Below are 21,556 nucleotides of genomic sequence, written 5' to 3' on the forward strand. Positions count from 1 at the left end.
CATGGTTCGGCGCTTCCTGCCGTTCCCGGCTTTGCCCGGGAACGGCAGGAAGCTCGATGATGGGTCGTTGATTCGTCATTCAGGCAGCGGTGCGAGAAGAATGGCCTGGCCATCGGTCTGGAACCCTTGCCCACTGGGCCTGCGTAATCACGGGAATCGGTACGCCATCCAGCGTTGGCATGCCCTGGCCAGCCATTGGCGCCAGCATCCAGACCGACAAAATCCCGTCGGCCCTGCCGGCCATGCTTTGCAGGTCGCTGATCAGGTCCAGCAAATCCAGCCTTGCCAGCAGGCCAGGATCGAGAAGCAGCAGCGATTTGCCCTGAGCGGTGAGCTTTCCTCTGATACGCGCCCTGGCGAAAGAGGCAAGGCGGATGAGGTTGCTCCAGTCGCGCGAGCCCGGTCCGCCGATGTCGGCTTCGAGGACCTTGCTCCAGCCGACCTTGCGCTGCAGTGCTTCTTCCTTGAGTGATTCGAGCACGATGCGGTCGAGGCTGATCGGCAGGAAGTCGGCGCCGGCAATGGTGCGCCGCAGTGCCGCCTCGGCGTGGCGCGCCAGCCGCGGTGCGGCGGTCAACACCAGAAATCCCCCCGATTTGATGGCGTGCTTGAGCCTGTCGTCGAACTGGCGTGCGGCGAGGACTTCTTCGCTTTGGTCGTCGTCGGCCACCGTGTCGGGACGGTGCAGGAAGGTGGTCGTTCCCGCCGAAGGGCCAAAGCCTCTGTGCGCGGAGTAGTAGCCGGGACCGTCTTCGCCGTCATGGCGCCAGACGAGATCGGAACCTGCTGCGCCGAGCAGGCTGTCCAGCGACGGCCGGCCGGGCAGGGGCTCCGCATCGGGGTAGCGCCCCATGATGCGTTCGCGTACCTGGCTCTCGGTGAGGACACGCGGGCCGATCAGGGAGCCCATGGCGATCCGGATGGCGCGCTGGGCAGCCATCGCCAGGGGATAGAGTTCCAGACGACTGGAAACTGCCGCGCGCTGGCTGCAACCTGCCGCAAGCTTCACCAGCCGCTGCGTGGACACGGCGGCAACGGTGTGGGGACGATCCACCGCTTCGAGCCTTTCAATCACCTGTTGCGGTGTCGGCAGGCTTTCGCCAGCCGATGTTTCTTCATCGGCGGCGATGACGCTGTCGGCGGCGGCGCCGAGTCGGAGTGCGTAGTCGGCATGGTCGACACTGGCCGCGACCAGCGGTACGGCGCCCTTTGCAGCGCCGGGGAATACCTGGTAGCGCGGTTGCGCGAGGTCGGCTTCGGTTTCGCTGACGGCGCGCAGCACGGCAGCAGCGAGCCGCAGGCGATTGGCGTCGTCCTGCTCTATCGAGCCATGGCTCGCCAGCAGCGAGCTGGCTGCTTCGGTGACGGCCATGACGCCGCCACTGGCGCTGAGCGTGATGGCCAGTTCCTCGCGCACTTCGCTGATGGCGATTGACCTGATCCAGCGCGCGCGCGAGGCGACGATCGCATGGGTCAAGGCCGGCCGGGCAATTCCCGCTGCCTGCGCTGCGTCCCCAAGAGTGGGCCAGAGTGTGGCGTTTCGTTCATTCTCGGTGCCCGTTTCGGCTGTCTCCAGGCCCAGGTAGATCGCCAGCGCATCGTCATCCGGGCGCTCGTCGGCTGCGGCGCGCTTCGGGAAGAGGTGGTTGGCGAGTTCGTCGAGGCTGCGAATGCCGCTCTTGCCGGCATCGGTATCGAGAACAGTGGGCGTGCCGGCAACGAGATCGGGACGAATCTGGGCGAGGCGCTTGGCGGTGCCCCGAATTTCCTTGCGCACCTTGTCGCCAACGCTCTTGAGGTAGCGGAAACGGACGCGGTCGACGGCGAGCAGTTCGCGAACGCTGTGGATCCCCATGCGGTCGAGAACGTTCTGCGCTTCAACGCTGTAGTCGAGCTCACCAATGGCCGTTTCCCGCGTCGCACGAAGAGCGATGACCTCGAAGGGATCGGCTGCGGTTTGCGTGTCGGCCTGGTCGAAAATCTTTCGCCAGTCACGCAGCATGTCTTCTGCGTTGTCGAAACGCTCGCGGAAATCACGACGCAGAGCTTTGCCAAAGAAGGCGGCCGAGGCTTCCCGCAGGTTGGGGTCGAAGAGGGTGACATCGAGCGTGACTTCGGGCTCGATCACGGCCGGGTCGGAGACGCCGTCGCCCCAGCCCGGCAGTGTGCCGGTGAGCATCTCGTAGAGCGTCATGGCTGCGGCAAAGCGCTCGGCGTAAATGTCCCAGCGTGGCGGCTTGCGCAGGCTGAGGAAGGGATCGAGGTAGGGGCGCGTGCCGGCCTGGATGTTGTCGACGGAAGCTTTCGACAGGGAGAAGTCGAACAGTACCAGTTGCAGGCGACCGCTATGCGACGACGGGCAAAGTCCGATGTTGTCGGGCTTGATGTCGCGGTGATAGATGCCTTCGTTTTCCAGATAGACGACTGTCTGCAGCAGTTCCTCGCCGAAACGCCGGACGAGATCCAGCGAGGGGCGGTTGTTGCGCAGGAGATGAGCCAGCGTGTCCTTGCCGGCACTGCTCATCAGCAGCGCCGTGCGGCCGGCAACGGTCAGCGTTTCGCGCCACTCGACAATATTGGCGTGGCGCAGCTTGCGCAGCGCTTCCCCTTCGGCAAGCAGGCGCCTGTTGTGGCTGGCGTCGAGGGCAACCTTGAGGACCAGCTCTTCGGCGTTGCCGCGGCGAGTGACCAGCAGCACATCGGATGACGAGCCCTTGCCGAGACGACGGACGACGGTGAAACCGCCATCGATGGGGTCGCCTGACTTGGCGGAAGCTGGATCGACTGTGGCCAACTCGGCCGGCGCAGTCAGTTCATCCTCGACAAGTTCGAGGTATTCAAGAAAATCCGTCACCGAGCCGAGGCGGGCAGAAACGTCCGGGCAGGTCGAGAACTGGATCAGGTCCTGCAGCGCCCGGCCGGCGCCATCCAGCACATCGGAGATGCGCAATCCGTTGCCGGCCCGGAGTTTCTGTTGCAGCTCGGAGGCGCTGGTTGCCGGCGGCGCGCCGGTGAACACCTGCCAGGCGATGGCGCCGAGCGAGAAGACGTCGAGGTGGGGTCCAGTTGGCGCGCCATCCCAGAGGGCTTCCGGTGCGAGAAATACTCTCGCCGGATCTTCCAGGTAATTTTCAACGTGCCGGGTTCCGACGGTACGCGCCAATGTTCCAGCCGATGCGCCAAGAGCCGTCAGATTCGACTGCTCCGTCCCTTGCCCACCGCGCGCGGCGAGCTGCCAGTTCATGATGGCGAGCTTGAGTGGGGCGCCATCCTGGTTCTGGACGAGGATGCTTTGTGGTGATAGTGCCCGGTGAATCAGCTTCTTCTGGTGGGCATACTTGAGGGTTTCCGCCAGTTGCCGAAGGATGGACAGCCGCTGGTCGGCGTTGAGCTGATTGCCTTGCTCGCGCAGCAGGAAATCGAGTCGTCGGCCCTGCGGGTTGTAGTCGAAAAGCAGGGCCGGGCCGAGTTCGCTTTCCTTGAAATCGCGCACCTTGAGGATGCCGGGATGATCCACGCCCTCGAGAATCTGGAACTCGCGCGTCGCCTGCCGCACCAGCGATTGCCGGGCGTCAACGGTCGACGCCAGGGCGTAGCCATAAATCCTGACGCGACGGCGGACACCGGCCGAAACGTGCTCTCCCGCCCAGTCCTGATAATTCTCGCCCTCCTGAATGAGGGCGCCCAACTGATAGTCAGCGATGCGCCGGTGTTTGTTGGATGGGCGCACGCCGGCTTCGACAACGGCGCGGCAAACCACACGCCCCAGTTCGTGACCGAGCAGCGGTCCAGTGGGTGGGTAATTCCCGGTGCCCTCCAGGCGGGCGATGATCCCGTCGTCGTTGCTGGTGTCGGGACGACCCTTGAGAAAGGCGCCGGAGCGCCCGTTACCTGACAGCCTGAAAGCGTCAGCGTTGATCGCCGAGAGAAAGATCAGTGGCTCGATGAACGGCACCCGGGACCTCGCCTTGATCACCGACGATTGCCGACGCAACAGCGTCGCCAGTCGCTTGGCCTTGCGGTTCGCAAGAATCAAGGGGTTGTCGTAGGCGTAGTCACGCCCGTCAGTACGCCACGTCCAGGTATGCGCATCACCGGTGAGAACGCCGGGGCGACTCTTGACCTCGACCAGGAAGATGCCCACGGGCGAGAGCACCAAGGCATCCACCTCATTGACCTTGCCTTCGTCGTCGATGAATTCAAAGTTCGACCAGACGTGCCAGGGATCGCGATCCGAGAGTCGATCACGCAGCCAATCGAGCGCCGCCTTTTCCCAGGCAAAGTTTGATTCCGAGATCGCTGTCCAGCGCGGATCTTTCATGAGGTTCTAGGGTGAGAATCTTGCCGGGTCACGGCGGCATCGCTGACGTTGTGAGTAGATGGTCATTGAATTAGCGTTGTCTTCCTCTGACGGCTTCATGATCAGAACTGTGTATTCCACGCAAACTGGACAGTCGCAGCGTAGCAACGCGGGGTGAAAGGGTTGTACTCCAGGACGCTTGCTTGGGTCAAGTTTGTAGCTCACCCGAACAAATGTCTCTGGTCTTTTTGGTGCCGGCTGGTAGAGGCAAGGTTCGTTACGGCGTAACGAGTTCCGGACCCAGTGGGCGTTGTTTTTCGTAGTCCTCGGCGAGACCCTTGGGAAGCCTCGACGCCTGGTCCGCGGCGTCACCATCGGCCTGACGCAGTAGCCTCTCGAGGAATGCTTTTTGCGTTACGCCGTAACTGAATGCCAGGCGTTCGAGGGCACGTTTGGCGTGGAAATCAATAACGACATTCAGCCGATTCCCCTGTCCGTCCTGACCTTTCAGATGACGTTCCCGGTATTCCGACTGGCGTTGCGCGTTGGTCTTGGCCATTTTTACCTCCTGGTGAGCGTTACGCAGTAACGCACTGCTTGTGCGCTGGCGCGCAAGAAACCCCTGAAACCGAGGCGTCGGTGGTGGCGTGCCTGACGCCTGGCAGGAGCAAAGCGCAGAGTTGTCCACGGGCGCCCGCCAGACGGCGCGGCTTGTGCAGGAGGGCGGCGAGGGATGACTCGGCCGCGATGTTGTTTTGGTGTGGAAGGGGCCGCCACTCGCGAGGCCTGGCAGCGATGCGAAGGGACTGGCATGAGCACAGTCGCGAGCAGAGAGAGTGCGTTGAGGGGCCTGTCAAGGGCGGGCGCAGCCCGGCGAAGCGAACCCTTTACCGGGGCCGAGACGCGAGTACGCTCAAGGGCTTGGGGTGCGTTGCGGCGTTTCGCGGGTAAGTATTCGGTGAACCCGTGGGCCAAGTCTGACCTTGACGATCGGCGCTAGCGACACAGAATTGAGCGGAAGTTCCTGTGCAGGGGATGGAGCCAGATATCCTTGATCGGCAGGATAGGCTTGGACGTGGGGCATTTCTTGCCGCGTCCGGTGGTTTGACCGACCTTGATCCAGTTGGCGGCCTGGTAACAGGTGCCGCGATGACGGGGAGTCTCGACAAAGGTTTCGAGGAGCACGGGGCGGTAGCCGTAGCGCGCCAGCCAGTCGTTGGGCAGTTGCCTGTGGATGATCGCGAGGATCTTCGAGGCCAAGCCCTTGGACTGGATCCAGGGCAAGATCAGAAAGCGGGCATTGTTGACCACGAGCGGCAGGTTTCTTTGCCGCTCGTCCTCCTGCCAGCCGATGAAGCGCTCGCGTGCGGCGAGCTTCCAGGCACTGGCGCCGAAGCTCAACAAGGCAACCCGATGCTCACCGGCGAAGACGAAGTAGCGGCTCTGACTACCGGCCATGGGCGTGTAGCCGAGATAGTGGTAACGGGCGATGTACTCGTTCCACAGCCGGGAGTGGGCCGAACCGGAGACTTGGCGCAAGTGGAGCGGCGGCAGCTCATGCACTGGCCGCACGAGCAGCGATTGGGGATGTTACGTCCCGCCCTATTCTGGATTCTTTGTCCCGAGCTATTTCGGGGTGAGACAAGCCGAAAGTCCCACGCTGTCGCCGGGAGGACTGGCTCCGGCGACAGGGTGGGACAAGGGGCCTATCGGGATCGGGGAGCGTTAGGCGGAAAGCGCCAGGGGTCCTCGGGATCGTACAGATTCCTTTGGCGATCGTGATGGCGGCGCAGTTGCACGAGATAGTGACTCTCGCAGGCGGTGGCGAGTTGGAAGAGGAAGTCGCAAAGCGCCGCGGCGGCGTCGTCGGAGAGACCCTCGGGGAAGCCAGCGTGACGACGGCGGCTCATCGGAGTTCCTCGATGGCCAGTTGCAACAGTTCGTCGGGCAGATGATTGAGCCCGCGCGGCAGCGCCAGACGCATGGCGGTGCGCAGGATGCGCGCCGCATTCCGGGGCAGCCCCTTGCTCGCTTGGCGCAAGATCTCCATGCCGGAATCGGTGAGCAGCGTAGACGAGTTGCCGGCGCTCTTCAGCCCATGCTCGATCAGTCGCGCAAAGCGCTCGCGCTCGAACACCGGCGTCAAGTGCACGCGCGCCTGAATGCGTCCGGCGAGCGCCGCATATGGGGCGCGTTGCAGCGTCTGCGCGAGCACCGGATGACCGACCAGCCAGACACTCATCAGATCGCGCGAGTCGAAAGCGAAGTTGAGGAAGGCCGGGAAATCGCGGAAGAAGTCCGGCGGTAGATTCTGTGCCTCGTCGAGGATCCACACCGGCAGGAGTTGCTTGCCATCCGCCAGATGGTGGATATGCGCCTTGATCTCCCGCCACAACAGCGCCCGCCGATAGCTCGGTGCCAGGCCCAGCGACTGCGCCAGGCACCGATACAGATCGAGGCGGCCGAAGTCCGTCTCCGCGTGGTAGATCACCTGATAGCGATGCGGATTGAGCGTCGCCGTCACCGCCCGCAGCGCTGCCGTCTTGCCCACTCCCGCCTCGCCGGTGAGCAGCCCGATCCCCGGCGATTGCAGCAACCACTGGAAGCGCTCGCGCAAGCGCGTGAGCATCCCGTCGTCCCACAACTCGCGGGTCTCCTTGCCCAACGGCGAGTGGCGCAGCCCAAAGTGTTGCAGTTCCATCTTCAGTCTCCTTGGCGGCCGTAGTACTGCTCATACACCAGCTCGACCAGATTCGGCCCAGCGGGGCGCTTGACCGGTACGGCCGCCACCGGGTCCGGCTGACGTCGCCGCCGATCGCGATTGGCCAACGCATCGAGCGGTGTCGCCCGGCCGATCAACTCGCCGGCGTCGTTCTCGACGCCGACCACCGTCTCGGTGTGCGGATCGACGCGCAGGCAAACGGTCTTGCCCGTCAGTTCGAAAGGCACCTCGAAGCGCCCGCCCTGATACGACACCGTGCCATCCTTGCGCACCAAACGGCGGACGCGGTGCAGGAACAGCGTATCGAGCGTCGCCGCCAGTGGCCCCAGCAAACGGATCTTCGGCAGATCCTGCTGATACCGAGCGAGCGGCGTCTGGCCCTCAAGGCCGTCATGCGGGGTGCGGTGATAGACCTGCTCCAGCCAGGCCCACAGCCGCGCGTTGAGATCGTCCAGACTCAGGACATGGCGTTCCTCGACCTCGCTGAGAAACTGATCGCGGCAGGTCCGGTGCCAGCGCTCGATCTTCCCCTTGCTCTCGGGCGCGTAGGGCCGACAATGGACCAGGACGATGCCCAAACGCGCGCAGATCCCCTGTAGCGTCTGCGCGACATAGGCGGCACCGTTATCGACGACTAGCTTGACCGGTACGCCCCGTTTGAGGAGCGCCTGCTTGAGGACGCCTTCAATGTCCAGCGCCGTCTCGCCGCGGCAGAAGGCGCCGTGAGCGACGAGCCGGGACGCGTCGTCGAAGAGCGACACCAGATAGCTCTTGCCCAAACGACCGCCGATCGGCACGCGTGGGCCGTGCATCACGTCGCTGTACCAGAGCTCACCGGCGCAGGCGGCGACGAAGCTGCGTTTCTCCTCGGGCAGGCTCGCCGAGCCGGGGAGCCGCGACAGACCGTGTTGCTGGAGCAGGCGGTGGAGACTCGAGCGCGACAGGGTGCCCCGCGCGACGATGCCGCCGATCTCGAGCACGCGCTGGATCTGGCGAATCGAGCGCCGGGGATTCTCGCGCTTGGCGGCGAGAATAGCCGCCTGGACGGACGCCGACAGTTTCGACTGGCCGCGATCGGCACGCACCTTCGGGATCAGCCCATCGAGGCCGCGCGCGCGGTAGCGGTAGTACCACCCCTCGATCGTCTTCTCGCCGAGCAAGCGCCGATCGGTGCCGGGGATGACGTACTCGCGCGTTGCCAGCTCACGCAGGCTCTTTTGCAGCTCACCCCGCGCCAGCCGCTGCCGACTGATCAGCGGACCCAGGACGGAGAAGCGAAACAGGGCTTGCGGATCGATTTCGTTCATGACCACTCCTCGTGAAAAATGGGAGTCGCCATCAAAGCGCAATCGCCGCGTCAATGACAGTCGCAAAGTGTGTGGGGGCCCCGCCCGGGCGGGGCCCCCACTGTCTGCCGCCGTTTGGGGATCAGCCGATCATGGGACGCTCATCTCCCGGTCCAGCCAGGCCATGGCTCGTGGCAGGCCGAGCGTGGCGAACACCTGGCGCCAGAACCCCGTGAAGTCACTCGCCCGACCCAGCTCGCGAAAGCGGCAACGCAGAGAAAACGCGAAGATCGGTCCGCGAGCCTGGAGCCAGGCCCACCAGCGACCGGTACTGCGCATGGCAGGCTGTCCGTCGTCGCCACCGCCGCCGACAGGCCGGCCGTCGAGTCGAGCCGACAGGGCGTTCTGTTGCACCGACCAGTCGTACCAACGCCGTGGGGCAATGCACTCGGGGAGGCGCGAACAGGTGCGCCGGCAACCGCCACAGCGGTAACGGCAGATCGGCACCGGGTTGAGCGAGGGCCGCTGCACTCGCCGATCGGCCTTCCGGTAGTAGTACCCGTGCTGACACAGGAGCTTGATTCCGCAGTGCGGACACGACGGCGGTCGATAGACCTCGCGCTTCCCCTTCACCGTCTCCAGGTGCTGCTCAAGCGTGCTGATGCCGGCTACAATTCGTTGCATGGGCTGGGCTCCTTTCTCTCCGGGTGGTCGTCAAGCTTCCCACGATAGCAGAGCTGTCCCAGCCCTTCCTTGACCTTCCCCGTCCCACTCTCCTTCCGGCTCCGTTCCTGCTTTCTTCCTCGCCGTTAGCGGGATAGCCAACCCACTACAGGCCTTTCACAGGGGCGGACGTAACAGGGGATCGGTAGCGGCGGTGGCGAGATACTCGGGTTGGCGAGGGGCGCACCGTTGTGCCGCCGGCAGGGTGAGCAGGCCGTCCGCTTGCATGCGTAGCATGGCGACTCGGCAGGTCATGTCCTTCAGCTCGCCATTCGGCTTGAACCAGTCGAGGAGCGCGCACACCTGACGCGAGAGCTGCGCGCGGCTGGCACTGGGGTTGGCCTCGATCAGGTGGCGGAGGGTCTGCAGTTCGTCAAGGGTGAACTGACGCCCGCAATAAGGCTTCATGAGCTGTCGATGGGGTCGGCCGGGTCCATCGCGGCACGACGCCTCTGTGCCAGCAGGTCAGCGTCCATCGCCCAGGGCAGAAAGACACTCAGGTCCGCCGGCGGCTGGCTGCCATTCGCCGTACAGGCGTCCAGATACGCCGTCAGCCACGTGCGGGGATTGATCCCCCACAGGCGCATCGTCATCAGCAAGCTGAACATCGTGGCCGCGAGGGCGCCCGACCACGGACTGCCGGAACCGTAGAAGTTCTTGCGGGCGACGACGGGCGTGCGTTGGTCCCGCTCGGCGACGTTGTTGTCCATCGGCACCTCAGGGTGGTCGACAAACACCGTCAAGCCGGACCAATGCTTCTGCATGCTCTGCAGCACCTTCCTGGCCGGGGCCTTGAGCGCCGGGTTCGCCCGTTCGGCCTCGCGTTGGCTCGCCATTTGCGTGACCCTTTGCCGCAAGCCGTCGTCACGTGCGGCCCACTGAACCGGATCGGCGCGCACGGCAAGGCGCGCGTCGTTCAAGAGGTAGAGCTCGCCAATCCGTTCGACCCAGGACAGGGCCCATTCCGAGAGCTCCGGATGGGCGTTGGCCAACTCGATGAAATCACGCCGTTGATGGGCCCAGCAGAAGGCCAGAAGGATCGTCCCAAGGATTCTCGCGAGCTTCTTGTAGCCCGAGTAGCGATCACAGATGACGATCCCTCCTTGGCTGGCGGACAGTTCTGCGATCGGCACCTGCGCCGATCGCGTCGGGTCAAGCACAAAGTGAATCACCGATTCGGAGTGAAACACCCACAGGTACCAGCGATGACCGATCTTCCCTTCGGTCTCGGCAAACACCATCCAGCGGGTTTCATCCGCGTGCCAGCGATTCTCGCTCTGCAGTCGGCAACGCAGCGCGTCTTCCAGCGGCTCGAATAGCGGGGCCAAGGCGCGTAGTCCGCCAGTAAGGGTTCCGGGCGAGAGCGTCAGATCGTAGTCAGACCAGTCTCGGAGTAGCCGATGAGTCGGCTGGCCGTACGAGAACTTGGCGAGCAGAAGGTGCACCCAGATCGACACCCCGTACTTGCCGCGGGTGATCAACCGCGCCGGGGGGGGGTGCGCTCAGGATGCCCGGCGTCCCGGGGCACCGACAGGTCCGCCGGTAGCGCCGCCGGCGGATTACTCGCCGGTACGGCTTGACGTCTATTTCGAGAATTTCACTGTCTTCCGTGCCGGGAAAGTCGGCATAGCCGAGACCACACTCCGGGCAATGGGGGCAGTCGAGTTCGATGGTTTCGACCTGTGCCGGCAAGTGGCTTTCGAGCCTCCGTCCGTGACCGGCGACTCCCGGCCGCTGGCCTCGCGGCCTCACCGACTTCTGGTCATTCGATGCGGCGTCCTTTTCCGTCCTCGAACGACGCTCGGACTTGTGGCCAAACAGGCGCTTTTGCAAGTCCCGGAGTTTGCCCTCGGCCTTCTCCAACTCGCTGCGCAAAGCCGCCTCACGCGCCGCTGCTTGCGCCATCGCCAGGCGATGATCAGCCTCCCGCTGCGCCAAACGGGCAAGCGCTTGTTGATGTTGACTCTTCCAGTAATTGGCCTCGGACCGGAGCTTGATCTCCGCTTCCTTGCTCAGCGTCACCATCACCTGGGCAAACGGCGTCGGCTTGCCGTTGCTTGTCGATGGTCCTGCGTACGAGATGTCCGATCCAGAGCCCATACGTCGAAGTCTACCCAAACTCGGCTTCTGTGTTCAGCCCTCCGCCATCTGCTCAGTCGCCGACTATCGGCCGCCGCCTCCGACTACGGGTTCACCGAATACTTACTTTCGCGGCCCGCCCCCGAGCCTGTCCGGCGGCGAAGACTTCCCCGCCCTCGGGGGCGGGGTCAGGAGTGAGGGAAGCCCTTCGATTCGGCAAGGGCGCTCGGGTCGTCAGAGCGCTTTCCCCACGCCACGACACCAACCCATCACTCGTCAGATGGGCCCGGCGGTTCATTCGGGTTTGCCGTTCTTGCGTAGCGAGTCGCCATCGCGATCCAGGACGTGCGCCTGATGCACCAGACGGTCGAGAATCGCGCCGGCGAGCGTCGGGTCACCGATCGCGGCATGCCAGTGCTTGACCGGCAATTGACTGGTGATGATCGTCGCGCGGGTGCCATGGCGGTCATCGAAGATCTCGAGGAGATCCCGGCGGCTCTCGTCGGTCAGCGGCGCCAGCGCCCACTCGTCGATGACCAGGACCTCGGTCTTGGCGAGCTGCGCCAAGGTCTTGAACAACTCGACGGTCGTCGCCGTCAGCCGGCTAGCGCCCTTCTCCCGGGGGATGAAGTCGAGTCCTGGAGAGTCGCAGGCGATTCTCCGAAACAGGCAAGCGAGTCTCCGAGCGCCTCGATTTCCGTACAGTTGCGTACTGGCGGCAAGCGATCAGCACAAGGCCCCGGCACGCTTCCTGGCCCAGTAGTGGTTGATCAGCGCCACCGGCAACTCGCTGGCGCCGACATCGAGGACATGCACACCGCCGTGCTGCAGGCGCATCACCTGCCGGCGCCTAGCCTGCAGGTATTCGAGGCCGGCGGCGCGCGTCAGGGCGGCGTCGAAATCGCCGACCGGCGCGGCCAGCAGTTCGTCGAGTACCGGCTCGCGCAGGCTGGCGACGGTCAGCGCATGCCGGCGCCGCAAGTGCCGAACGGCCGGCAGCAGCGTATCGTCGTCCTCGTCGCGCAGGTTGGTGACCAGGATCACCAGCGCGCGCTTGCGTAGATGGCGGCTCAGCGTTTCGCCGGCAGCCAGATAATCGGGCACCTGCCGCGACGGCTGCAGGTCGTAGACCGCCTTCATCAGCGAGTTGACCATCGCCACCGACTTGCCGGGCGGCAGGACGCGCGGCCCGGGATGGCCGAAGGTCGCCAGGCCGACGGCGTCGCCCTGGCGCAGCGCCACGTAGGCGAGCAAGAGCAGGGCGTTGAGCGTGTGATCGAAGTGCGACAGGTCGCCGTCCCGGGCGCGCATGCGCGCGCTGCAGTCGAGCAGGAAGACGATCTGCTGGTCGCGCTCGTCCTGGTAGTCGCGCGAGATCAGGCGGCCGACGCGCGCGCTCGCCTTCCAGTCGATCTGCTTCGGCGCATCATCCTGACGGTAGTCGCGCAGTTGCTGGAACTCCATGCCCTCGCCGCGACGGCGGCGTTGCAGGATGCCGATCTGCGACAGGCGGTTGTCGGTCGCCAGCAGCGTGTAGTGGGCAATGCGTGCGAAGTTCGGGAAGACACGCACTTCGTCGCGCACGGCGACGCTCTCCTGCACTTGCCACAGGCGCAGTGGCGACGATAGGCGCAGGCTGACGCCGTCGAATACCTGCCGTCCGCGCTCGCTCACCGAGACGCGGTAGGCGACGCGCAACCAGCGTCCCGGCGTGAGGGCAAAGGGCACGGGCAGCCCCTCGCTGACGAAGGCGGCCGGGTGGCCGTCGACCAGCCAGCCGCGCGCCGCACCGGCTTCGCTGCTCAGGCGCAGGCCGACCGTCTGCCAGGTGCCGACGGGCATGCTGTGCGGCAGCTCGCGGCGCACGCTGACGCGGCCGCGGCGGCGCCGGCCGGCAAGGCCATCAACCAGCGCCAGGCCGAGCAGTGCCGCGCCGGCCGCCTGCCAGACGCCGAGCAGCGCCGGCGCGAAGCTGGCGGCCAGCCCGAGGGCCAGCCACAGCGCGGCGGCGATCAGCAGGCGGCGGGCGGGGAGCAGCAGCATCTACAGGCGCGGTGCCGGCACGCGCTCGAGCAGCGTGCGCAACAGCTCGTCGGCACCGAGGCCTTCGATCTCGGCCTCGGCAGCCGGCGTCACGCGGTGACGCAGGGCCGGCAGGGCGACGGCCTTGATGTCGTCGGGAGTCGCGAAGGCGCGCCCGGCGATCAGCGCGCGCGCGCGCGCCGCGCGCACCAGCGCGATCGGGCCGCGCGAGCCAGCGCCGCTGGCCAGGCCCGGCGTCTCGCGCGTCGCACGCACGATGGCCACGGCGTAGGCGACGACCCGCTCGTCCACGCTGACGTGCGCCGCCCACTGCTGCAGGCCAACCACCGTCGCCGGCTGGATCAGCGTCGCCACAGCCTCGACATCGAGGTCGGCGCCGGTCTTCGCTTGCGTCACCTGGCGGGTCAGTGCCACTTCCTCGGCCTCGCTCGGGTAGTCGATGCGGATCTTGAGCAGGAAGCGGTCGAGCTGCGCTTCCGGTAGCGGATAGGTGCCTTCCTGTTCGATCGGGTTTTGCGTCGCCAGCACCATGAACGGGCGCGGCAGCGCCGAGGCCTTGCCTTCGAGCGTCACCTGCTTCTCCTGCATCGCTTCGAGCAGCGCCGACTGCGTCTTCGCCGGCGCCCGGTTGATTTCGTCGGCGAGCAGCAGGTGCGTGAACACCGGCCCCTGGCGAGTGACGAAGCGCGCCGTCGCGGCGTCGAAGAGCGTGTGCCCGACGACGTCGGAAGGCATCAGGTCGGGAGTGAATTGGATGCGCGTCGTCTGGCCGCCGAAACTGCGCGCCAGCGCCTTGACGAGCAGCGTCTTGCCGAGACCGGGGACGCCTTCGATCAGCACGTGCGCGTCGGCGAGCAGACCGATCAGCACTTCGTCGATGACCGCGCGCTGGCCGATCACGGCCTTCGCAAGTTCGCCGCGCAGTGCCTCGAGGAGCTGGCGCGCCTGCTGCAGTTTCTCTTCCGGAAGAATGGTAGCGGGCGAAGCGGGTGTATTCATGTCGAGGATCTCAGAGGTCGCGTTCCAGGTTGCGCAGGGTGCGCAGGGCGTCGGTAAAGGCGTGCGGGCTGTCGACGGGTCCGTCGAGGGCGGCGGCGATGCGCACCGCCGGCCGATTGCTCAGCGCCGCCAGCGCCGCCGGCTGCGCCGTCGCCGGGAGCGCGGCGATCGTTGGCTGGCGGCGCAGCAGCCGGGCGTGAAAATGCTCGCGCGCCGCCGTCAGCAGCGCCGCCAGGCCGCCCGAGCGCCACTGGTAGCGGCCGATCGCCGCCAGATGCTCGCGCAGCTCGCGGCGCCCCGCCGGCGCCTCCGGCCGCACGCTGCCGAAGCGCGGGATGATTCGCCACAGCCACAGGACGATCAGCAGCGCGGCGCCGGTGCACGCCGCCCAGGCGTTCTCCCAGAGCCAGGCGAAGAGGGTCGGCATCTGCAGGCGCGAGAGCAGGAGAACCTGCGGTTGCGGTGACGGGTCGTAGCGGCGCAGCAGCGACCAGTACAGATCGGCATGGTCCTCTTCGCCGATGTGCCGGTTGCTCAACTGGCCGTCGAACGCGGCGGCGACGGTCACCTCGCCACGCCCGAGGTGAAAATGCAGCACCTGCTCGCCGCGCCCGCGCTGCCCGGCGCTCCACGCCGGCTGTCGCTCGCCGGCAGCCAGCAGATAGCCGCCGGCGGCCAGCTTCAGCGGCTGCGCCGCGCCGGGGACAAGGACATCGACGACAGCCGGCGCCTGACGCGCCGGCTTGCGCGGCGATGCGACGCGTTTGACGCCCAGGCTGTCGAGCAGCGGATCGGCAACGCCGGGATGCTCGGCGACGGCGATCAGGTAACCGCCGGCCTCGACCCAGGCGAGTAACCGGTGCAGGCGCTCGGGCGTCAACAGGTGAGCGCGCTGCCGATCGAGGAGCAGGCTGCCGGCCGGCAGGCGGTCGAGGATGCGGGCGTCCGACGCGCGCGTCAGTTGGCCGCCCATGCGCGCGGTGAAGCGCTCGAGGGCCAGCCACGGATTGCGCCTGGCCTCGCTCTGCGGCGGTTCGCGCTTCTGCGTCGGCACCCGCTCGAGGTTCAACATCAGCCACGTGGCAAAAACCGCCAGCACGGCCGCCAGCAGAAGCGAGGTCCAGACGACGCGCCGCGTCATGGCCGCGCCGCCGCCTGGCCGAAATGACTATCCCAGCCGGCGACGAGTTCCTCGACGCGCGCCACCGCCACCGGCCGGCGGCCGTAGGCGGCCAGGCGCCAGGTGTCGACGAGATCGGCGAAGCAGCGTTCGGCCGCCTCGGGCAGCCGCCCGGCGACGCGCCACAGGCACTCGCTCTCGGTGTCGCCGACGGCGAACTCGATCTGCTGACGCTGAATCAGGGCCACCAGGGCGCCCCGGTAGAGGAGGCTCAGTGCCTCGACGGCCTGGCCGCGGGCGAGGGCCGCGCGCGCCGCCGCGGCGATGTCCGCCGGCAGCGAGTCGGGACGCAGGTCGAGCCCGAAGAGGAACTCCGGTGCCGTACGCACGGTTGCCGGAAGCAGCCGCTCGCGGTAGCGGATCACGAAGTAGACGGCCACGGCCAGGCCGAGACCGGCGACAATCCAGACCAGACCCCTGAGCACCTCGGCAAGGAACTCGATCGCCTGGCCCAGCGCCTTCAGCCAGGGGCGCGCGTCGTCCTTCGGCGCGTCCTGCTGCTGCCGTCGCCAGCGCCAGGTCCAGTCGTCCTTCTGCTGCCCGAAGACCGGGTCGGCAAGGACCGCGTCGATCGCCTGCCTGGCCGCACTCGGCGAAGGCGCGCGCCTACCGGGCGGCACGCCGGTAGCGGCCGGCGCGGCGGGCGGCTCGTCGGACAGATCGTCGTCCGGCTCGTCGACGGGCGGCTCCTCCTGCTCGCTGGCGGCAGCGCCGACCGGCGGTGGCTCCGCGGCACGCGCCGGCGGCGACGCCGACAACGGCGACAACAGGGCAATGGCGAGGACGACCAGCAGTGGCGGCAGTACGGGCGAAGCCGCCCGGCGTTCGGCGAGGCGGCGCAATCCGAGCTCGATGTCCCAGGCTTCGAGCTCGCTGCGCCGGTTCAGGTAGAGCGAGAATCCCGAGGCCACGTAGAGCGGCTCGACCACCGTCTCGGCGAGCATGAACGCCAGGTTGCCGACGAGTCCGCGGGTGCGCGAGGCGTCGTCGCTGAACCAATCCCAGAGCGACAGGTTGTGACTGTCTGCCGGCGCCAGCGCGAGCAGCGTGGCCAGGCTGGCAAAGAGCAGGACCGTGGACATGTTGGCGCCGAAAAAGGTCAGCCAGACGGCATAGCCGCGGTAGCGGCGGGAGAGCAGGCGGAAACGCGCGCGTGCGTCGGCGCCGCGCTGCTCCTCGAGCTGCCAGACCGGCAGCAGGAAGGAACGCGCCAGACTGAAACGACGCAAGCTGAGGCCCGACAGGACGCCGGGGCCGCGGCACAGCCGCGGCACTTCCCTGAGCACCTCGCGCACGCTGGGCGCGGCACCGAATACCGAGCGGCTGAAGACGAGCAGGAGAACCCGGTCGAACAGCGGCTTCAGCCACCAGAGAACGAACATGGCCAGTTCGGGCCACGGCCAGAGAAGCAGCACGATGACGATGCCGGCCAGCCAGTAGGTGGCGAACCAGGCGCCATACACTTGCCGCGACCAGGCCAGCAGCATCGCCTGGCCGAGGTCGAGCGCCTCCCAGGGGCTGCGCCGGCGCAAGTGGAGGGCGATGTCCTCAAGCCGCACGCGATGGGCGTCCAGCGAACAACAGGTAGGCGCCGGTAAGCAGCCAGAGAACGATACCGACACCGACCTTGAGGGTCAGTGGCATTCCCTGGAGAGGCGACCAGAAGGCCTCGACGAAAGCGGCGAGAAAAGTCAGCAGGGCGGCACCGTAGAGGAGCTGGACGGCAACGCGGCTGTTCTCCTTGAGCGCCGCCAGGCGGCTGCGCCGACCCGGCGCGACCAGCGCGATCCCGAGTTTCAGACCGGCGGCGCCGGACAGCGCGGCGCCGGTGAGTTCGAAGGCGCTGTGGCCGGCAACGAAGCCCCAGAAGGTCGCCGTGAAGCCGATCTGCGTCAGGTGGCCGGCGACCGCGCCGATGAACAGGGCGTTGTAGAGCAGGTAGAAGATCGTTCCCAGGCCAAAGGCGATGCCGCCGGCAAAGGCCTGAAAATCGATGCGCACGTTGTTGGCGATGTAGAAGCCCCACATCGCCCATTCGCTCGACGCCGCACGCGGGCGGCCGAGATGACGGGCCGACGGCGAATACATGTCCTCGATCTCGCTGACGGTTTCCGGCGCCAGGAGCAGGTAGGCGGCATCCGGCCAGATCTGAATCGCCGCCAGCATCGCCAGCAGCGGCACCAGCAGGAGAAGGAACGCGGCGGTGACGACCCGCCACTCGCGGCGCACCAGTGCCGGAAAACCACCGGCGAGGAAGCGCAGAACCGCGCCGCCCTCCGGCTTGCCGGCACCGTAGATACGTTGGTGGACGGCGAGCACCCGCCGGTGCAGATCGTCGCCGAGCGCCGCCGAGTAATTCCGGTCGCGCACGAGGGCGAGGTCATGGCACAGGCAGCGGAAGCGGTGCGGCAGGTCGGCGGCGGCGATCGCGTCGGTTGCCGGGCGGGCGGCCGCAGCGCGCTTTCCCGGCACCAGCCAGCGGTCCCAGGCCTCCCATTCCGACTGCCGACGAGCAATGTACTGGCGTTCCCTCACGATGCCTTCCCGATAGCGCGCCGGATGATGAACGATTCACCCACAAAGGGCAAGGCCGACGGGCGCCGCGCCGGACGCCGGCGAGCCGGGGCGCTACGCCAGCCCGGGCGATGTCGGCGGGCCACCGACGATCATTGCGCGGCGCTGCGGCCCGCCTCGACGCGAATGGCCGCGGCGATGTCGCGACTGATGCCGGCGAGCGCCCGGCTATGCGCCGCCGCGAGCGCCTCGTAGCCCTCACCCTGGACCGCTTCGCGCAGCGTACTGCGGCCGCCGGTGGTCGCCGCGGCGCCCGGCCGGCGCAACAGCCAGACGGCATCCAAGCTGACCGTTTCGCCGGGCACCGACTCGAAGCGCTGGACGTCGACGGTCACCCGGTACGCCGGATCGACGTTAGCGGCCAAGGGCCCGGCGACCACACGCGAGGTGCCGAGCAGAACGCCGAGGTTCGCGGCGAGCGTGCTCGCGATGTTGGCGGCCAGCGGCGCCGCCCAACGGTTGAACTCGTCGATGCCGACGCGGTTCGGCCCTTTCTGGACGACGAACTGCGGCCGGTCGACGATCGCCGGGATGCTGACGCTGTCGACGGCAACCGCATAGGCGGCCGGGGCGCCGCCGTCCGGCCCGGCGATGGCGGCCAGCGTGTAGAAGCGCGACGGCGGCGACGCGCAGCCGGCAAGCGTTGCCGCGAGCAGAACGGTCAGCCAGGAGAATCCCTGCCGAGCAGCCTTGATCATTGCCCCTCCTCGCTCTTGCCACGGATCAGCGCCTCGGGATGGCGCTCGAGATAATCGGTCAGCCCGCGCATCGACTGCGCGGCGCGCTTCACTTCGGTCAGCGTGGCGCGCAGGTCCTCAAGCGTTGTCGAGCCTGGCGCCATCGTCTTGCCGGCGGCAGCGAAGGCACCTTCGGCGGCGGCTAGGCTGCGCCGCGCTTCGACCAGCGTCGCGCTCAATTCGGGTGTCAGTTCGCCGTCCCAGCGTTTGACGAGCGTGTCGACGTTCTTCAGCGTCGCGCCGAGCGCCGCCAGCGACTGCTTCAGTTCGCTGCCGATGGCGTCGATGGGCAGGCGCTCGAGCTTGCCGAGAATGCTCGTCAGTTTCGCCTCGATATCGGTCAGCCCGCCCTTCATCACCGGGAAGACCGGCGGCTCGGACAGCCAGTCGATCCTCGCGCTGGCCGGGTTGCTAGCATAGTCGAGCGCGACGTAGAGCTGGCCGGTGAGCAGATTGCCGGTGCGCAACTGCGCACGCAAGCCGCGCGCGACGAGTTGCTCGATGATTGATTTCCTGAGCGCTGGTGTCAGCACCTTGCCGCCGGTCAGTTCCTGCGGGTCGGCGAGAACATCGAGGAAACGTTGCGGATAGGCGGCAACCAGCACGCGCGCGCGCACCTGCAGTTTCTTCCGATCACCCGCATCGAGACGCACCGAGACGACCTCGCCGATGGGCAGCCCGAGCAGGGTCACCGGCGCGCCGGCCGACAGCCCGCGCACCGATTCGTCGAAGTAGAGAACGTACTGCGTCGCCCCACGTTCCGGCGCCTTCATGGCCACGGCCTGGTCGGCAAACAGTTCGAAACTGGTCTCCGCCGCGGCGGCCTCGGACTGGACGTTCAGGTCCGGCGTGTCGAAGGCGAGCCCACCGATCAAGAGCGACGCGAGCGACTCGGTCTGGACGTTGAGCCCGTTCGCGCTCAGCGAGAAGTCGAGCCCGCTCGCCTGCCAGAAACGCGTCTCGGGTTTGACGAACTGGTCGTAGGGCGCGTTCACGAAGATCCTGACGGTGAGTTCGCGTCCGTCCTGGTCGAGGCTGTAGGAGGCGACTTGCCCGACCTGGATGCGCCGGAAATAGATTGGCGTACCGTAGTCGAGCGAGCCGAGCGTCGCCGCCTTGAGGCGAAAGAAGCGTCCCGGCGTGCCGCCGGCCACCACCGGCGGCACGTCGCGCGCGGTGAACGACCTTGCCTGCGAATCGCTCTTGCCGATCGCCATGCCGACGTAGGAGCCGGAGAGCAGCGTCCCCAGCCCGGTGATGCTGCCACCGGCGATACGCGGGCGGACCACCCAGAAGGACGTATCCTCGAGCAGCCAGTCGCGGGTTTCCGGTGCCATCTGCACACGCGCATTGATGCGCTGGCGATCGGCGGCAACCTTCAGCGATTCGACCGTGCCGACGTCGACGCCGTTGTACTTGACCGTTGTCTTGCCCGCCTCGAGGCCTTCCGCCGAGCTGAAGCTGATTTCTATCGTCGGCCCCTCGGCAAGAATCTTCTGCACCACGATCCAGCCGCCGAGCAGTGCGGCGATGATCGGAATGATCCACACCGGCGAGAGGCGTGTTCGCCGCTTGGCGAGCGACGTCGCTTCGGGGAGATCGGGCAGCGTCTCGTGGTCAGGCATGGCATTCCTTCTGCGGCAGATCCCAGATCAGGCGCGGGTCGAAGCAGTTCACCGCGACCATGGTCACCACCACGACACCGGCAAAGAACATCACTCCGGGGCCCGGGGCCATCCACATCAGCGGCTTGAGCTGTACCAGGGCGACGACGAAGGTGTCGACGAAGACATCGAGCATCGACCAGCGGCCGATGAACTTTACCATGCGGTAGAGCCGTACCCGCTGCCGGCTCGACTTGGGCGAACCCCGCTGCACCGTGATCAGCAGGTAGGCCAGGGCGATCAGCTTGCCGAGCGGGATGGTGATGCTGGCGACGAAGACGACGATCGCCAGGGGCCACGACGTTGGCGACCACAGCTCGACGACGCCCTGCATGATGGTGTCGGTCTGACTGCCGAGCGGCGTGTAGGTGGTCAGTACCGGCAGCAGGTTGGCCGGAAGGTAGAGGATCAGCGCCGCGATCACCAGCGCCCAGCAACGTTCGATACTCGCCGGGCGGCGAAAATGCAGCCTCTCGCCACAACGCGGACAGTGCGGAGGCTGCCCCGCCAGCGGTCGCGAGACCAGCCCGCAGACCTCGCAGCCGGCCAGCCCGAGCGACATCGCGGTCGCCGGCTGGGCGTTCATCGTCCGCCCTCCCCTGGCCGTGTCGAGGCGCCGGCGACCCAGCCGACACGCGCCCAGGCATCGCGCGGGTCGAAGACCGCGGCCATCGCCGCGAGCAGGAAGACCAGTGCGCCGAGGACGAACATGGCCAGGCCGGGAATCACCGTCGCCAGTTCGGCGATCTTGATCAGCGCCACGAGAACGCCGAGGAGCATGATCTCGATCATGCTCCACTCGCGCAGGATCTCGTAGGCGCGCAGCAGCCTGCCCGCCCAGGCAGGCGCCGGCGGCCGGCGTACGGCGAGCACGACGGCGAGCAGGCAGGCGATCTCGAACGCCGGCGCGATCACGGCCGTGAACAGCACCAGTATGGCAACCTCCTGCCTACCGTCGCGCCACATCGCCAGCACGCCGCCGATCACCGTCGTGAAGGCTTCGCGACCGGCCACTGCCAGGCCGAGCATCGGCACGCTGTTGGCGATCAGCAACAGAAACGCGGCGGCAACCGCCAGCGCCAACGTCCGATTCAGCGAATCGACCTTGTGGCGCCACAAGCGCGCATGACAACGCGCGCAGTGTGCCGAGCCAGCCGGCGGAATCGGTGGCAGATGCTGCAGCAGATCGCAGTCGGGACAGGCGACCAGCGAGGAGTCGCGTGCGTTCGGCTCAGGCATGGCTGTTGGT

The 21,556-nt window shown here is 66.9% G+C and carries 19 protein-coding genes and 1 pseudogene; all 20 read right to left on the reverse strand.

Annotation, left to right across the window (positions count from 1 at the left end; all coding sequences use genetic code 11):
* Window positions 1-79: 79 nt before the first annotated feature.
* A complete protein-coding gene (gene pglW, locus CAP2UW1_RS16760) occupies window positions 80-4,321 on the reverse strand; it encodes a BREX system serine/threonine kinase PglW (RefSeq protein WP_015767819.1) in 4,242 nt (1,413 codons plus the stop codon).
* Window positions 4,322-4,577: 256 nt separating this feature from the next.
* On the reverse strand, window positions 4,578-4,859 hold the full coding sequence (locus CAP2UW1_RS16765) for a hypothetical protein (RefSeq protein WP_015767820.1): 282 nt from the start codon (window positions 4,857-4,859) through the stop codon (window positions 4,578-4,580).
* Window positions 4,860-5,296: 437 nt separating this feature from the next.
* Window positions 5,297-5,863, reverse strand: coding sequence for a Druantia anti-phage system protein DruA (locus CAP2UW1_RS16770; protein ID WP_015767821.1), 567 nt, complete (start codon window positions 5,861-5,863; stop codon window positions 5,297-5,299).
* 143 nt (window positions 5,864-6,006) lie between these two features.
* On the reverse strand, window positions 6,007-6,210 hold the full coding sequence (locus CAP2UW1_RS16775; RefSeq protein ID WP_015767822.1) for a hypothetical protein: 204 nt from the start codon (window positions 6,208-6,210) through the stop codon (window positions 6,007-6,009).
* Window positions 6,207-7,001, reverse strand: a complete 795-nt coding sequence (locus CAP2UW1_RS16780) for an ExeA family protein (protein ID WP_012806771.1) — start codon at window positions 6,999-7,001, stop codon at window positions 6,207-6,209. Before CAP2UW1_RS16780 ends, CAP2UW1_RS16775 begins: the two co-directional genes overlap by 4 nt.
* A gap of 2 nt (window positions 7,002-7,003) precedes the next feature.
* Window positions 7,004-8,329 (reverse strand): DDE-type integrase/transposase/recombinase, encoded by a 1,326-nt coding sequence (locus CAP2UW1_RS16785; protein WP_012806770.1) that lies wholly within the window; start codon window positions 8,327-8,329, stop codon window positions 7,004-7,006.
* Window positions 8,330-8,458: 129 nt separating this feature from the next.
* The gene (locus CAP2UW1_RS16790) at window positions 8,459-8,992 is read right to left on the reverse strand and encodes a DUF6431 domain-containing protein (RefSeq protein WP_015767823.1); all 534 of its coding nucleotides are present in this window, start codon (window positions 8,990-8,992) and stop codon (window positions 8,459-8,461) included.
* A 156-nt stretch (window positions 8,993-9,148) separates the two neighbouring features.
* On the reverse strand, window positions 9,149-9,439 hold the full coding sequence (locus CAP2UW1_RS16795) for a hypothetical protein (protein ID WP_015767824.1): 291 nt from the start codon (window positions 9,437-9,439) through the stop codon (window positions 9,149-9,151).
* Complete coding sequence (tnpC, locus tag CAP2UW1_RS26200; RefSeq protein WP_412566830.1) at window positions 9,436-10,488, reverse strand: IS66 family transposase; 1,053 nt, start codon at window positions 10,486-10,488, stop codon at window positions 9,436-9,438. Before tnpC ends, CAP2UW1_RS16795 begins: the two co-directional genes overlap by 4 nt.
* Entirely contained in the window at window positions 10,409-11,131 is a 723-nt protein-coding gene (locus CAP2UW1_RS26205; RefSeq protein WP_412566831.1) for a hypothetical protein, read from the reverse strand. The genes tnpC and CAP2UW1_RS26205 overlap by 80 nt, the downstream gene beginning before the upstream one ends.
* Before the next feature lie 273 nt (window positions 11,132-11,404).
* Window positions 11,405-11,683 (reverse strand): annotated as a pseudogene (locus CAP2UW1_RS16810) (ATP-binding protein); the annotation flags it as partial.
* Between the two features lie 153 nt (window positions 11,684-11,836).
* Window positions 11,837-13,153 carry a DUF58 domain-containing protein gene (locus CAP2UW1_RS16815; protein ID WP_015767825.1) on the reverse strand — a complete coding sequence of 439 codons (1,317 nt, stop codon included), beginning with the start codon at window positions 13,151-13,153 and terminating at the stop codon, window positions 11,837-11,839.
* Window positions 13,154-14,152 carry an AAA family ATPase gene (locus CAP2UW1_RS16820; protein WP_015767826.1) on the reverse strand — a complete coding sequence of 333 codons (999 nt, stop codon included), beginning with the start codon at window positions 14,150-14,152 and terminating at the stop codon, window positions 13,154-13,156.
* Window positions 14,153-14,162: 10 nt separating this feature from the next.
* On the reverse strand, window positions 14,163-15,293 hold the full coding sequence (locus CAP2UW1_RS16825; protein ID WP_015767827.1) for a DUF4350 domain-containing protein: 1,131 nt from the start codon (window positions 15,291-15,293) through the stop codon (window positions 14,163-14,165).
* The gene (locus tag CAP2UW1_RS16830; protein WP_015767828.1) at window positions 15,290-16,891 is read right to left on the reverse strand and encodes a DUF4129 domain-containing protein; all 1,602 of its coding nucleotides are present in this window, start codon (window positions 16,889-16,891) and stop codon (window positions 15,290-15,292) included. The genes CAP2UW1_RS16825 and CAP2UW1_RS16830 overlap by 4 nt, the downstream gene beginning before the upstream one ends.
* Complete coding sequence (locus CAP2UW1_RS16835; RefSeq protein ID WP_015767829.1) at window positions 16,881-17,867, reverse strand: stage II sporulation protein M; 987 nt, start codon at window positions 17,865-17,867, stop codon at window positions 16,881-16,883. The genes CAP2UW1_RS16830 and CAP2UW1_RS16835 overlap by 11 nt, the downstream gene beginning before the upstream one ends.
* Window positions 17,868-17,998: 131 nt before the next feature.
* Window positions 17,999-18,604 carry a PqiC family protein gene (locus tag CAP2UW1_RS16840; RefSeq protein WP_015767830.1) on the reverse strand — a complete coding sequence of 202 codons (606 nt, stop codon included), beginning with the start codon at window positions 18,602-18,604 and terminating at the stop codon, window positions 17,999-18,001.
* The gene (locus CAP2UW1_RS16845) at window positions 18,601-20,268 is read right to left on the reverse strand and encodes a PqiB family protein (RefSeq protein ID WP_015767831.1); all 1,668 of its coding nucleotides are present in this window, start codon (window positions 20,266-20,268) and stop codon (window positions 18,601-18,603) included. Before CAP2UW1_RS16845 ends, CAP2UW1_RS16840 begins: the two co-directional genes overlap by 4 nt.
* Window positions 20,261-20,893: a paraquat-inducible protein A gene (locus tag CAP2UW1_RS16850; RefSeq protein ID WP_015767832.1), complete on the reverse strand. Its 633-nt coding sequence runs from the start codon at window positions 20,891-20,893 to the stop codon at window positions 20,261-20,263. Before CAP2UW1_RS16850 ends, CAP2UW1_RS16845 begins: the two co-directional genes overlap by 8 nt.
* The gene (locus tag CAP2UW1_RS16855) at window positions 20,890-21,546 is read right to left on the reverse strand and encodes a paraquat-inducible protein A (protein WP_015767833.1); all 657 of its coding nucleotides are present in this window, start codon (window positions 21,544-21,546) and stop codon (window positions 20,890-20,892) included. Before CAP2UW1_RS16855 ends, CAP2UW1_RS16850 begins: the two co-directional genes overlap by 4 nt.
* Window positions 21,547-21,556: the final 10 nt, after the last annotated feature.

Origin of the sequence: Candidatus Accumulibacter phosphatis (assembly GCF_000024165.1) — a bacterium.
Taxonomy (GTDB): Bacteria; Pseudomonadota; Gammaproteobacteria; order Burkholderiales; family Rhodocyclaceae; genus Accumulibacter; species Accumulibacter phosphatis.

What these genes read in the sequence shown, in the direction of transcription:
- pglW (WP_015767819.1), bottom strand. Translation starts at nt 4,321, where the DNA reads ATGAAAGATCCGCGCTGGACAGCGATCTCGGAATCAAACTTTGCCTGG.
- CAP2UW1_RS16765 (WP_015767820.1), bottom strand. Translation starts at nt 4,859, where the DNA reads ATGGCCAAGACCAACGCGCAACGCCAGTCGGAATACCGGGAACGTCAT.
- CAP2UW1_RS16775 (WP_015767822.1), bottom strand. Translation starts at nt 6,210, where the DNA reads ATGAGCCGCCGTCGTCACGCTGGCTTCCCCGAGGGTCTCTCCGACGAC.
- CAP2UW1_RS16780 (WP_012806771.1), bottom strand. Translation starts at nt 7,001, where the DNA reads ATGGAACTGCAACACTTTGGGCTGCGCCACTCGCCGTTGGGCAAGGAG.
- CAP2UW1_RS16785 (WP_012806770.1), bottom strand. Translation starts at nt 8,329, where the DNA reads ATGAACGAAATCGATCCGCAAGCCCTGTTTCGCTTCTCCGTCCTGGGT.
- CAP2UW1_RS16790 (WP_015767823.1), bottom strand. Translation starts at nt 8,992, where the DNA reads ATGCAACGAATTGTAGCCGGCATCAGCACGCTTGAGCAGCACCTGGAG.
- CAP2UW1_RS16795 (WP_015767824.1), bottom strand. Translation starts at nt 9,439, where the DNA reads ATGAAGCCTTATTGCGGGCGTCAGTTCACCCTTGACGAACTGCAGACC.
- CAP2UW1_RS26205 (WP_412566831.1), bottom strand. Translation starts at nt 11,131, where the DNA reads ATGGGCTCTGGATCGGACATCTCGTACGCAGGACCATCGACAAGCAAC.
- CAP2UW1_RS16815 (WP_015767825.1), bottom strand. Translation starts at nt 13,153, where the DNA reads ATGCTGCTGCTCCCCGCCCGCCGCCTGCTGATCGCCGCCGCGCTGTGG.
- CAP2UW1_RS16820 (WP_015767826.1), bottom strand. Translation starts at nt 14,152, where the DNA reads ATGAATACACCCGCTTCGCCCGCTACCATTCTTCCGGAAGAGAAACTG.
- CAP2UW1_RS16825 (WP_015767827.1), bottom strand. Translation starts at nt 15,293, where the DNA reads ATGACGCGGCGCGTCGTCTGGACCTCGCTTCTGCTGGCGGCCGTGCTG.
- CAP2UW1_RS16840 (WP_015767830.1), bottom strand. Translation starts at nt 18,604, where the DNA reads ATGATCAAGGCTGCTCGGCAGGGATTCTCCTGGCTGACCGTTCTGCTC.
- CAP2UW1_RS16845 (WP_015767831.1), bottom strand. Translation starts at nt 20,268, where the DNA reads ATGCCTGACCACGAGACGCTGCCCGATCTCCCCGAAGCGACGTCGCTC.
- CAP2UW1_RS16850 (WP_015767832.1), bottom strand. Translation starts at nt 20,893, where the DNA reads ATGAACGCCCAGCCGGCGACCGCGATGTCGCTCGGGCTGGCCGGCTGC.
- CAP2UW1_RS16855 (WP_015767833.1), bottom strand. Translation starts at nt 21,546, where the DNA reads ATGCCTGAGCCGAACGCACGCGACTCCTCGCTGGTCGCCTGTCCCGAC.